The organism is Tsuneonella sediminis (assembly GCF_051912845.1).
Lineage (GTDB): Bacteria > Pseudomonadota > Alphaproteobacteria > Sphingomonadales > Sphingomonadaceae > Tsuneonella > Tsuneonella sediminis.
In genome coordinates this window covers 1583324-1595776 of sequence record NZ_JBNCBU010000001.1, presented here as the reverse complement: position 1 = coordinate 1595776, position 12453 = coordinate 1583324, and the positions used below count along the sequence as shown (strand labels likewise).

Here is a 12453-nt window from a genome sequence, read left to right as displayed (position 1 = left end):
TCACCCGGGGGCGGTGGAGCTTGCGCTAGCACGATCCGCCGCCGCCCGGTTTCGTGCGGAACGGCGTCATCCTCCCGAAGCCTCGCGAACCAACTGACGCCTTCCGGCGCCGTGCCCTTTGTGCCAAGGGCGCGCCACACGAGACGAAGGTACCCATGAGCGAGCTTCTCAAGATCAGCCTCCCCGACGGTTCGGTTCGCGAGGTCGAACCCGGCACCACGCCGGCCGATATCGCCGCCGCCATCGGGCCCGGCCTTGCCAAGGCAGCGCTCGCGGCGCGCGTCGACGGCGAGCTGCGCGACCTCAACCGTCCGCTGGAGAACGATGCGAAACTCGCCCTGGTGACCAGCCGCGACGAGGACGACGCGCTCGAACTCGCCCGCCACGACTACGCGCATGTCCTGGCCGAAGCGGTACAGGCGCTGTGGCCGGGCACGCAGATCACCTTCGGCCCGGCGACCGACGACGGGTTCTATTACGACGTCAAGGCGCCCGACAGCCGCGATCCGTTCAGCATGGACGACCTGCCCGCGATCGAGGAAAAGATGCGCGAGATCATTCGCGCCGACAAGCCGCTCACGCGAGAGGTGTGGAGCCGGCAGCAGCTGATCGAGAAGTGGCAGTCCGAGGGCGAGACATTCAAGGCCGAATGGGCCGCCGAGCTGCCCGAGGGCGAGGAACTGACGGTCTACCGCAGCGGCCCAAAGGATTCAGAAGATTCCTGGCTCGACATGTGCCGCGGGCCGCATCTGGCCTCGACCGGCAAGCTCGATCCGCAGGCGTTCAAGCTGATGCGCGTGGCCGGAGCCTACTGGCGCGGCGACCAGAAGAACGCGCAGCTGACGCGGATCTACGGCACCGGCTGGCTGAACAAGAAGCAGCTCGACGCGCACCTGCACCGACTGGAGGAGGCGGCCAAGCGCGACCACCGCAAGCTGGGCCGCGAGATGGACCTGTTTCACCTGCAGGAAGAGGCGCACGGAAGCGTGTTCTGGCATCCGCAGGGATTCCGGATCTGGCGCGAGCTCGAAGCGTACATGCGGCGCAAGATGGATGCTGCCGGCTACCTGGAGATCAAGACGCCGCAGCTGATGGACGTGCGACAGTGGGAGCAGTCCGGCCACTGGGGCAAGTATGCCGAGAACATGTTCGCGGTGCCCGATATCGTCCCGGAAGTCGACGGGCTCGGCGACGGACCGGCCAACCCGCACGTCGCGCCCGATGCCGACTGGATGGCGATCAAGCCGATGAACTGCCCGGCGCACGTGCTCGTCTTCAAGCAGGGCATCACCAGCTACCGCGACCTGCCGGTCCGCCTGGGCGAGATGGGCTGCTGTCACCGCAACGAACCGCACGGCGCGCTGCACGGCCTGATGCGCGTGCGCCAGTTCACGCAGGACGACGCGCACATCTTCTGCACCGAAGCCCAGGTGGTCGACGAGGTGCGCGCGTTCTGCAAGCTCGCCGACGAGGTCTATTCGGACTTCGGTTTCAGCTACCACGTGAAGCTCGCGCTGCGGCCCGAGAAGCGCTTTGGCAGCGAGGCGGACTGGGACAAGGCCGAGCAGGAACTGCGCGACGCGGTCGCGGAGGCCGGGATGGCCAACGACGACTACGGCTGGGAGGAACTCCCCGGCGAAGGCGCGTTCTACGCGCCCAAGCTCGAATGGCACCTGACCGACGCGATCGGCCGCACCTGGCAGGTCGGCACGATCCAGGGCGACCGGGTGCTGCCCGAGCGGCTCGACGCGAGCTACGTCGGCGAGGACGGCGAGCGGCATCGTCCGGTCATGCTCCACCGCGCGATCTTCGGCTCGTACGAACGGTTCATCGGGATCCTGATCGAACACTTCGCGGGACGCCTTCCCGTCTGGCTCGCGCCGACCCAGGCCGTGGTGGCGACGATCGTGTCCGACGCTGACGGCTATGCGCGCGACGTCGTGAACCGGCTTGCCGCGGCGGGCATCCGTGTCGAGAGCGACCTGCGCAACGAGAAGATCAACTACAAGGTCCGCGAGCACTCGCTCGCCAAGGTCCCGCACCTGCTGGTGGTCGGCAAGCGCGAGGCCGAGGAGGGCACGGTCGCGGTCCGTACGCTGGGCGAACAGCACCAGAAGGTCATGCCGCTGGCCGAGGCGCTGGCGATGCTGAAGGCCGAGGCGACCCCGCCCGACCTGCGCTGAGGCAGCCGCGGCTTGGAGTCGCTGATCGGTTTCGGCTGGGCGCAGGTTGCCGGCGCGCTGGCGGCGGCGTTCGCGGCCGCCTACGTACGCGGGATCGCGGGGTTCGGGATGGCGATCCTCCTGGTCCCGGTCCTCGCGCTTGCGATGAGTCCGCTGGAGGCCGTGCTGGTCACGAACGGCGTGTCGGTGCTCATCGGTCTTGCCGACCTGCCCGTTCTCCTGCGTCAGGCCGAGCGGTCCGCCTGGCGGATCATCGGCTGGGTGACCGTCGCCACCGCACCGGGTTTATGGCTGCTTTCGGTCACTCCGCCGCCGGTCGCGCGCCTGCTCATCGCGCTCGTCGCGCTGTCGGCCTTTCTCGCGGTGCTCCTGCCCCGCCGCCCCGGGGACTTGCCCGGCCGCCTCCATACCGGCGCCACCGGCCTTGCGACCGGGCTGCTGACAGGGTTCGCCGGCATGCCTGGCCCACCGGTGGTGCCCTACTACGTGGGCAGGGACATCCCGCGCGCGGTCGCGAAGGCATCGATGCTGCTCGTGTTTGCCTCGTCGTCGGCGGTCAGCCTCGTGTCGGGCGCGGCGCTCGGCGTGCTCGAGCCGAGTTACCTCGTGCTCGCCGCGCTGCTCCTGCCCGCCGTGCTGGCGGGCAACTGGCTCGGCGCGCGCAAGTTCGGGCAGGTCGAGGAGCGCACGTGGCGGGTGATCGTCGCGCTGGTGCTGGGCGCGACAGCACTCGTCGCGCTGGCCAAGCTCGCGTTCTAGAACGGCAGCGCGCGGCCGGCGAAGATCAGAGCGAGCGGGCAGGCGGTCGCGATCAGAAAGCGGGCCACCTCGACGAGAGGCGACTCGGCGGTGCTGATATAGGCAACGGCTCTGGCCATTCGCGCAGCCTGCGCGCGGAATCCCTAATTCGGGGTTAATGCCGTCCGGACAGTCGGGGCATCTGCTGGCTCGCGCAATGGAAGCCGCCACCGCCCGCCAGTACGGCGTCGGCCGGCAGGCCGATCGTCGCGCGGTCGGGGAACAGCGCCGCGATCGCGGCAACCCCGTCGTCGTCGTGGACCGAGCCGAAGGTCGGCACGACGACGAGATGGCTCGTGATCGCGAAGTTCGCGTAGCTGGCGGGTTCGACGAGGTCGCCTCGGGTGACGAGGCCGGGCGAGGGAATCTCGGTCACTTCCACGCTGGCCGCTTCGGCCCGCGCCTTCGCGTCGGCGTAGATTGCGGCATTGGGATCGCCGGGGCCTGTGGGGCGCGGCAGGGCGAGACGGTTGGGGGCGACGAACCGCGCAAGGTTATCGACGTGACCATCGGTGTGGTCGTTGACGAGGCCGTCTCCCAGCCACAGCACTCGATCGAAGCCGAGATCGCGGCGCAAGCGGTCCTCGATCTCGGCGCGCGACAGTCGCGGGTTGCGGTTGGGATTGAGCAGGCACTGTTCCGTGGTAGCGACAAGGCCGGTGCCGTCACCGTCGATCGCCCCGCCCTCGAGGATCCAGTCGCCCTCGACAACCGGCAGGCCCGCATCCCGCGCAAGTTCGGCGCCCACGGCCTGGTCGCCTTCCATGAGGTACTTGCCGCCCCAGCCGTTGAAGCCGCACCGCAGTGCAGCTCCGTCCGCGCGGACGAGCGGCCCGGTGTCGCGCAGCCACACGTCGCCGTAGGTGCGCCGCTCGAGCGTGACCGCTGCCGAGACCAGCGAACGGGCCCGCGCCTCGTTCGCCGCGTCGCGGACGAGCAGGCGCACCTCCTGCCCGCTTTCGGCCACCGCGCTGGCGAACGCCGCGATCTGTTCCTGCGCGCGGCCCAGGTAGCCCGGCCATTCCCCGGCATCGTGCGGAAAGCCGATCCACAGCCAGTCCTGCGGCGACCATTCGGGCGGCATGAGCGCGGTCATCGGCGACTTCAGCAGCCGCCCTCGGCGGCGCAGCTCTTGTCCCGCGCGGCACGGAATTCGTCGCCCTCGTTCCAGTTAGGCCAGCTGGGGCTCATCGCCATGCTGCGGCCGATCCGGTAGTACAGCTGGAGGATCTGCATCGCCCCGTCCCAGTTCCAGTCAAGATCGAATTCGTCGCTGGGCTGGTGGTAGATCTCCTCGGTCCATTTCCTGGCGTAGGCTTCGCCGGCAGCACGGCCACCTTTCTCGAAGTCGTCGCCGCCCTTGAGGTAGAGCATCGGCACCCCGACCTTGGCGAGGTTGAAGTGGTCCGAGCGGTAATAGAACCCCTTCTCGGGGGTCGGCTCGGCGTTGATCGTCAGCTTTTCCGCTTCGGCGAACTTGCCAAGGAACGCATCGAGCGCGCTCTTGGCGCCGCCAATCGCGACCACGTCCCTTGCACGTCCCCCCATCGGCATGCCGTCGATATTGATACCGCCGACCGTGCGGTCGAGCGGGAAAATTGGGTTGGCGGCGTAGTAGTCGCTTCCCAGTAGGCCCGATTCCTCGGCGGTCACCGCGAGGAACACCTGGCTGCGGCGGGCGGGTCCGGCCTTGGCGTTGGCTTCGGCGAGCGCGATCAGCGCGGCTGTCCCCGTCGCGTTGTCGACCGCGCCGTTGCAGATATCGTCGCCCGTGGCGTCGGCCTTGCACCGGCCGAGGTGGTCCCAGTGCGCTGTGTAGAGGACGTACTCGTCCTTCGCCTCGGCGCCTTCCAAGACGCCGACGACGTTCTGCGATTCGAACTTGCGGACGGTGTTGGAAAACGAGGTCGAGGCCGTCACCCCCAGCGGAACGGGCTTGAAGCCCTTCTTGCCGGCTTGTGCCGACAGCGCGGCGAGGTCCTTACCAGCGGCGCCGAGGATCCTTTCCGCGACCTCCTTCTGGATCCATCCGTTCATCTTCGTCTGGCTCGCGCCCTTGTCGGCGCGCTGGGCATAGGCCTGCGGTCCGGTCCACGAGCTTTCCACCACGTTCCACCCGTAGGCGGCGGGAAAGTCGTCGTGAACGATCAGCGCCGCGGCCGCGCCCTGCCGGGCAGCTTCCTCGTACTTGTAGGTCCAGCGACCGTAATAGGTCATCGCGCGGCCGTTGAATTCGCCGCCCAGGTCCTTGGCCATGTAGTCGGGATCGTTCACCAGGATGACCGCGGTCTTGCCCTTCATGTCGACGCCGGCGTAGTCGTTCCACCCCTTTTCGGGGGCCACGATTCCGTAGCCGACGAAGACCAGTTCGCTCCCGTCGATGCTGACTTCGGGCGCTTCGCGGTAGGTCGCGCCTACCCAGTCCTTGCCATATTCGAACGCCATGGCCTTGCCGTTCGGACCGGTCACGGTGAGCGGCGCGTACCGGGCCCCGGTAATCTCGACCAGCGGGGCCTTCTGGATCCACGAGCCGTTGTTGCCCGGCTTCAGCCCCGCCTTCCGGAACTGTTCGACCAGGTAGGCGACGGTCTTCTCCTCGCCCGGCGTGCCCGGGGCGCGGCCTTCGAATTCATCCGAGGCGAGCCGCTCGACGGCGGTGCGAAGGGTCTCCTCGGACAGCGGCCCGGCTGCGACGTCGGGGACCTCGATGGTGCCGGACGCGGTTGCCGGCTCTCCGGTGGCGGTCATCGAACAGGCGGCCAGCGACAGCGCCGCTGCGGCAGCAAGCAAGGTGCGAACGGTCATCGGGGAAGTCCTTTTCTGCGATGCGCGCTCATCGCAAAGCGGGACCGCCGCCGCAAGACCGCAGCTTGCACGCAGCGTGCGGAAGCGGCAGGGCCCGGTGCGATGGCGGCGGACTGGACATCGGCGATCGATCGGGCGCGCAGCGAGGCGCCGTTCCTTGCCCGCGCGCTGGATCGTCTGCCGGGACTCGCCGAACTGCTCGAGAGGGGGGAAGGCGAGGCGGCCATGGCGTGGGCAAAGGCGGCGGGCGAACGCGCCGACGACGCGGGAATCGCGCTGCGCCGCGAACGGCTGGCGCTTGCCACCGCGCTGGCCGTGGGGGACCTTGCCGGCGCGTTTCCCCTGGCGCGGGTGATGGAGGAACTCTCGGATTTCGCCGACCGGGCGCTTGGCGCTGCGCTCGCCGCGGTGATGCGCGCGCGGGTTCCCGATGCCGAGCCCGCCGGCATGATCGCGCTGGCGCTCGGCAAGCACGGTGCGCGCGAACTCAACTACAGTTCCGACATCGATCCGATCCTGCTCTACGACCCCCGGCTCCTTCCCCGGCGCGAGCGCGACGAGCCGGGCGAGGTCGCCCAGCGATACGTCCGCGAGGCGGTCCGGCTGTTGAGCGAAGTGACGAGCGAGGGCTACGTGTTCCGGGTCGACCTGCGCCTGCGCCCGGCGAGCGAGGTGAGCCCGCCGGCTATACCGGTCGATGCGGCGCTCACCCATTACGAAAGCTCGGCGCTGGCATGGGAGCGCGCCGCCTTCATCAAGGCGCGCAGCGCTGCAGGCGACGTCGCCGCCGGCGAGGCGTTCCTCGCGGCAATCCGGTCGTTCGTCTGGCGGCGCAGCCTCGATTTCGGGGCGATCGGCGACATCCGCCGGCTGTCGGCGCGCATCCGGGCGAGCCACGCCGGGCCGACGAAGCCCGGCCCCGGGTTCAACGTGAAGCTTGGTCGCGGCGGGATCCGCGAGATCGAGTTCTTCGCCCAGACCCACCAGCTGATCCACGGCGGGAGAGACCCGTCGCTCCGCCAGCGCGGAACCCGGGCCGCGCTCGACGCGCTCGCCGCAGCCGGGATCGTCTCTGCCGACGATGCAGCGGCCCTGGGCGATGCATACGACAGGCTTCGCACGGTCGAACACCGGCTCCAGATGATCGGGGACCAGCAGACGCACCGGCTTCCGGACGGGGATCGGCTAGACGCGGTCGCGCGGCTTGACGGGCTGGCGGACGGGGCCGCGCTGGTGGCCGAACTCGAAGGGATTACCGCCCGCGTTGCGGCATCCTATGACCAGCTTGTCGCCGAAGACGCGGACGGTGCTCCGCCGGTCGTTGCCACCGGCGAGGCACTGGAAGGCCGCCTCGCCGAGCTGGGTTTTGCCGATCCTGCGCGCCTGTCGGAACGGATCGCCGGGTGGAGCGACGGGCGCATTCGCGCCTTGCGCTCCGAGCCGGCGCGCGCGGCGCTCGAGGCGCTGTTGCCCCTTCTCCTCGAGCGCTTCGCTGCGGCGCCCGAGCCCGACCAGGCCGTGAACCGCATGGAACGCGTCCTGACGGCGGTGCCGAGCGCGCTCAACCTCTTCAATCTCCTGCTTCAGCGGCCCGCGCTGCTCGACCAGCTGGCGCGGATCCTCATTCTCGCCCCGGCGCTGGCCGACGAGCTTGGCCGCCGGCCCGAGCTGCTCGACGCGCTCATCGGCCGGCAGGCACTCGAGTTGCCCGGCCCGGTCGCGGATATCGCGGGGCTCATGGTGGCTGCCGACGACGGCGACGACTACGAGCGCCGGCTCGACCGGATCCGCCGGGTGACCGGCGAACTGCGCTTCGCGCTCGGCCTGCAGACCGTCGCCGCGGTCCACGATCCGCTCGCGATCGGCGAGGCGCTGTCGCGCACCGCGGAAGCCGCGCTGGCGGTCGCGCAGGATGCCGCCGTTGCCGAGTTCGAGCGATCGCATGGGCAGGTGCCGGGAAGCGAACTGGTCGTTCTGGGGCTGGGGCGCTTCGGTGGGGGGACGCTGACTCACGCATCGGACCTCGACGTCGTGTTCCTGTTCAGCGGCGACTTCAGCGGGGAATCGGACGGCCCGCGCCCCCTCGGGGTCACCCACTACTTCAACCGGCTTGCCCAGCGGGTAACCGCGGCGCTTAGCGTGCCGACCGCCGAGGGCGCGCTTTACGAGGTCGACACCCGTCTCCGCCCGCAGGGCGCCCAGGGGCCGCTCGCGGTCAGTTTCGACAGTTTCGCGCGCTACCAGCGCGAGGAAGCCTGGACCTGGGAGCACATGGCGTTGGCGCGCGCGCGCGTTCTGACGGGGTCCCCCCCCGCACGCGCGGCGCTTCGCGCGATAATAGACGAGGTGCTCCGTCGCCCGCGCGACCCGGTGGTGCTGCGCGAAGACGTCCTGAGGATGCGGGCTGAAATGGCCGCGCACAAGCCGCCGCAGGGGCCGCTCGACGCAAAGCTCCTGCGTGGCGGGCTCGTCGATCTCGAGTTTCTCGTGCACTACCTGCAACTGCGCGAGCGGACCGGTTTCGATCCCGACCTCGGGCAGGCGGTTACGGCCCTGGCCAGTGGGGGGCTGGTCCGGCCGGACGTGCGCGAGGCGCTGGCCCTGATGACCCGTCTGCTGATTGCAGGGCGGCTGCTGGCGCCCGATCTTGCCCAGCCTCCTCCCGCCGCCGCCGCAGCGCTTGCCGAGGTCTGCGGATTTGCCGACCTCCCGGCGCTCTTGCGCGCATTCGCCGCGGCGCGGCAGGAGGTCGCGGCAGCCTGGACCGATTCGTTCGGCGAACCTCTCGCCGAACTCGAACCCGGAGAAAGCGAATGACCACACCCGCTCTCGGCGATCCGATGCCGGACATCGCCATGGAGACCCCCGACGGGGGGACGATCCGCCCCTCCGACTTCAGGGGCCGACCCGCCGTGATCTGGTTCTATCCGAAGGACAACACGCCGGGTTGCACCGTCGAGGCCAAGGACTTTTCTACGCTGGCCGGTGAATTCGCGCACGCCGGCGTGGCCCTGCTCGGGGTGAGCAAGGACAGCCCGCAGAAGCATCGCAACTTCATCGAGAAGCAGGATCTCGCGGTGCCGCTCGCGACCGATCCAGCCGAAGGGGGCTTGTCGGATGCGCTGGGGATCTGGACCGAGAAGAAGCTGTACGGAAAGACCTTTCTGGGGATGGTCCGCACGACCTATCTGCTCGACCCCGAAGGCCGCATCGCGCGCGTGTGGAACAAGGTGAAGGTCAAAGGCCACGCCGAAGAGGTGCTGGAGGCGGCGAAGGCGCTGTGAGTCCAGATGGCCCCGCCGTCGGCGCCGCGATCGCGGGCGCGCTGCTTACCTCCGCGCCGGCAGACAAGGTCATGGCGACGCGCAAGGTCGCGCGCGACTGGCGGCTCGGCCGGCTGACCTTTGCATTCGATGAGGCGATGCCCCCTCGGCCAGCGCGCCCGGATTCGCCGCGGTTGCTCCCCCCAGGCCAGATGCCCAAGCGCGGCAAGGCCGGGTCGCTGCGCGGCCGCATCGCCCTGTGGCATGCGCTGGCGCACATAGAGTTCGTCGCGATCGATCTGGCGCTCGACATGGCCGGGCGTTTCGGCCGCGAGATGGGGCCGGGGTTCGTGAGCGACTTTCTCTCCGTCGCCGCGGACGAGGCGATGCACTTCGCCCTCCTCGACCGGCATCTCGGCGCGATGGGCTGCCGCTACGGCGACCTGCCCGCGCATGACGGGCTGTGGCAGGCAGCTGCCGAAACGGCTCATGACGTCGCCGCGCGGCTCGCGGTCGTCCCGATGGTTCTCGAGGCGCGCGGTCTCGACGTTACTCCCGCGACGCTGGTGCGCGTGCGTGATCAGGGAGATGAAGCCGGCGCGCGCATACTGGAACGAATCCTTGACGACGAGATTCGGCACGTCGCGATCGGCGTCAAACATTTCCGGGACTGCGCCGAAATGCGCGGTTCCGAACCCGAATCCCTGTGGATTTCCCTTGTGCGCGAGCATTTTCGCGGGGGCCTTAAGCCGCCGTTCAACGACTCGGCGCGTCTTGCAGCCGGTTTGTCGCTCAGCGCGTCCCACGCACTTGCGTCATAAATCTTTCGCCGGCTAACCCATAATCCACGAGACGGCGGGGGGTTCCGATCAGTCTCAGGAAATAGTCGCGAAGGCCGGTTTTGCGGTCGTTTCGCACATGGGTTCGCTGCGGTGCCGGGGGGCATCGCAAGATAAGTAAGGACGGGAAACTTGGTCGCACAACTCATCCAGCGTCGTATCCTCGCAGCTCTCGCGGTTGCCGGTGCGTTTTTCTCGATGGGCACCGCGCCCGCTCTCGCCAACGCCAGCGCTGCTGCTGCCGACATCGCCGCTCCGGTGCGCGATGCCCGCGCCTCGGGCGTGACGTCGGGCGATGAGCAGTTCAAGCAGCTGTTCGCCAGCTGGCAGTCGCTCGACACCGGCCGCTCGCCGAACCCCGTTGCCCCGACCACTGGCGTGTCGATCCCGTCGCGCGCGCCGCTTGCGGCCGCCACGACCACCAGCAGCTACGGCATGCGCAACCATCCCGTTCTGGGTGGAATGCGCGCCCACAAGGGCATCGACCTTGCCGCGCCGACCGGAACGCCGGTCTATGCGACCGCCGACGGCGTGGTCGAGCGCGCCGAGCGCTTCTCCAGCTACGGCCTTTACGTTTCGATCGAGCACGGCGGCAACCTCGAGACCCGCTACGCCCACATGTCGCGCCTTGCGGTCGCCGCGGGCGAGCGTGTCCGCAAGGGTGACGTGATCGGTTACGTCGGTTCGACCGGCCGTTCGACCGGTCCGCACCTCCACTACGAAGTGCGTGTCGCCGGCGAAGCGGTCAATCCGATCCCCTACATGGCCGAAGCCGGCCCGGCTGCCGCTGGCTTCGATATCGCGGCGCGGTAAGCGCACCATTCATCCCGCCGGAGAGGGCGGGTGCCGGACACTTGGGAGGGTGCCGGACAAGGGCGGCGGGCCGGTGGGCTCGCCGCCCTTTTCTCTTGCCCGGGCGCGTCGAGGCGATAGGTTTCGTTCCGAAACGAAGGACGACGCACAAGCGGCGCCGAGGAGAGAGACCTGCCGATGCACCCGATCGAACACGCGCGTACGCGCCCCGACCATCCGGCGGTGATCATGGCCGGCAGCGGCGAGACGATGACCTTCGGCGAGATGGACCGCAGGGCGAACAGTTTTGCCCACCTGCTCCGCGATCGCGGGCTGGGTGCGGGCGATGCCTTTGCGGTCCTGCTCGAGAACCGGCCGGAATTCTATACCGTCATCTGGGGCTCGCAGCGCGCAGGCACTATCCTGATCCCTGTCTCGACCCGCCTGACGGCCCCCGAGATCGCCTACATCCTGGCCGACGGCGAGGCGAAGCTCTTGGTCACCTCGGCGAGTTACGCGGGCGTCCTGGGCGATGTACGCCAGCGGTGTCCCGGCCTCGACGTGCTCGTGATGGACGAAGGTGGGTCCGAAGACTTTGCCGATGCACTCGCGGCGCAGCCGGCGGAACCCATCGCTGACGAAAGCGCCGGTCTCACGATGCTCTACAGCTCGGGTACGACCGGCCGACCCAAAGGCGTGCGCCCGCGCCCCCCGGAAGACCCGTCGCCGACCGCCCCGGTCGCGCTGATGGGCCTTGCGATCATGGGCGCCGGAATGCCCGCGGACGGCTCGATGGTCTACCTCTCGCCCGCGCCGCTTTACCACGCCGCGCCGATCGGCTGGTCCTCGGCAGTCCACCGGCTGGGCGGTACGGTGGTCCTGATGGAACGGTTCGAACCCGAAGCCGCACTTGCGGCGATCGAGAAATACGGCGTCACCGATAGCCAGTGGGTGCCGACCCATTTCGTGCGCATGCTCAACCTCGATAAGGAGGTGCGCTGCCGCTACGATCTGTCGACCCATGCGCGCGCCATCCACGCCGCCGCGCCGTGCCCGGTGCCGATCAAGCGCGCGATGATCGACTGGTGGGGGCCGATCGTGATCGAGTACTACGCCGGGTCGGAAGGCATCGGCATGACCCTGGTCAAGTCGGAAGAGTGGCTCGAGCGGCCCGGCACGGTCGGCAAGGCGATCTTCGGCACCCTGCACGTCTGCGGACCCGATGGCGAGGAACTGCCGCCGGGCGAGGACGGTCTGATCTATTTCGAGAACGCGATCCTGCCGACCTATCACAACGACCCGGCGAAGACCGCCGAGGCCATGCACCCGCGCGGCTGGATGACGATCGGCGACATCGGCCACGTCGACGAGGAGGGCTATCTCTTCCTCACCGACCGCAAGAGCCACATGATCATTTCGGGCGGGGTCAACATCTATCCGCAGGAAATCGAGAACCTGCTCGTCAGTCACCACAAGGTGTTGGACGCGGCGGTGATCGGCGTGCCGGACGCGGACCTGGGCGAGCAGGTGGTCGCCGTGGTCCAGCCTGTCGAGATGGCCGCGGTCGCCGGCGATGACGGCGCAGCGCTGGAAGAGGAACTGCGCGGCTATCTCGCCCCGCAGCTCGCGCGGATCAAGATTCCGCGTCGCTTCGACTTCCGCCCCGAACTGCCGCGCGAGGCGAACGGCAAGCTCTACAAGCGCGAATTGCGCGACGAATACGCGGCCCGGGCCGAAGCCGAGGCGTCCGCAGAAACGCGGGTCAGCTGATCC

At 69.0% G+C, this 12453-nt stretch carries 10 protein-coding genes; 7 read left to right on the top strand and 3 right to left on the bottom strand.

What is annotated here, in order from left to right:
- The first annotated feature begins 155 nt into the window (after positions 1-155).
- On the top strand, positions 156-2183 hold the full coding sequence (gene thrS / locus ACPV3N_RS08090) for a threonine--tRNA ligase (protein WP_440116457.1): 2028 nt from the start codon (positions 156-158) through the stop codon (positions 2181-2183).
- A gap of 12 nt (positions 2184-2195) precedes the next feature.
- Entirely contained in the window at positions 2196-2942 is a 747-nt protein-coding gene (locus ACPV3N_RS08085) for a TSUP family transporter (RefSeq protein WP_440116456.1), read from the top strand.
- On the opposite strand, the gene ACPV3N_RS08080 is transcribed toward ACPV3N_RS08085, so the two are convergent.
- From ACPV3N_RS08080 to ACPV3N_RS08070, 3 genes are read right to left on the bottom strand one after another with little or no spacing between them, the layout of a single operon-like run.
- A complete protein-coding gene (locus ACPV3N_RS08080; protein ID WP_440116454.1) occupies positions 2939-3061 on the bottom strand; it encodes a hypothetical protein in 123 nt (40 codons plus the stop codon). The two genes, ACPV3N_RS08085 and ACPV3N_RS08080, sit on opposite strands and share 4 nt — an antisense overlap.
- A 35-nt stretch (positions 3062-3096) precedes the next feature.
- Entirely contained in the window at positions 3097-4077 is a 981-nt protein-coding gene (locus tag ACPV3N_RS08075; RefSeq protein WP_440116452.1) for an agmatine deiminase family protein, read from the bottom strand.
- 8 nt (positions 4078-4085) lie between these two features.
- Entirely contained in the window at positions 4086-5786 is a 1701-nt protein-coding gene (locus tag ACPV3N_RS08070; protein WP_440116450.1) for a M28 family metallopeptidase, read from the bottom strand.
- Between the two features lie 102 nt (positions 5787-5888).
- On the opposite strand from ACPV3N_RS08070, the gene ACPV3N_RS08065 reads away from it, so the two are divergent.
- The 5 genes from ACPV3N_RS08065 (at position 5889) to ACPV3N_RS08045 (ending at position 12450) form a co-directional block, all read left to right on the top strand.
- Complete coding sequence (locus ACPV3N_RS08065; RefSeq protein ID WP_440116448.1) at positions 5889-8603, top strand: bifunctional [glutamine synthetase] adenylyltransferase/[glutamine synthetase]-adenylyl-L-tyrosine phosphorylase; 2715 nt, start codon at positions 5889-5891, stop codon at positions 8601-8603.
- Positions 8600-9070, top strand: coding sequence for a peroxiredoxin (locus tag ACPV3N_RS08060; RefSeq protein ID WP_440116446.1), 471 nt, complete (start codon positions 8600-8602; stop codon positions 9068-9070). Before ACPV3N_RS08065 ends, ACPV3N_RS08060 begins: the two co-directional genes overlap by 4 nt.
- On the top strand, positions 9067-9870 hold the full coding sequence (locus ACPV3N_RS08055) for a ferritin-like domain-containing protein (protein ID WP_440116444.1): 804 nt from the start codon (positions 9067-9069) through the stop codon (positions 9868-9870). The genes ACPV3N_RS08060 and ACPV3N_RS08055 overlap by 4 nt, the downstream gene beginning before the upstream one ends.
- Positions 9871-10086: 216 nt before the next feature.
- Complete coding sequence (locus ACPV3N_RS08050; protein ID WP_440117488.1) at positions 10087-10701, top strand: M23 family metallopeptidase; 615 nt, start codon at positions 10087-10089, stop codon at positions 10699-10701.
- A gap of 177 nt (positions 10702-10878) precedes the next feature.
- A complete protein-coding gene (locus ACPV3N_RS08045; protein WP_440116442.1) occupies positions 10879-12450 on the top strand; it encodes an acyl-CoA synthetase in 1572 nt (523 codons plus the stop codon).
- Positions 12451-12453 lie beyond the last annotated feature (3 nt).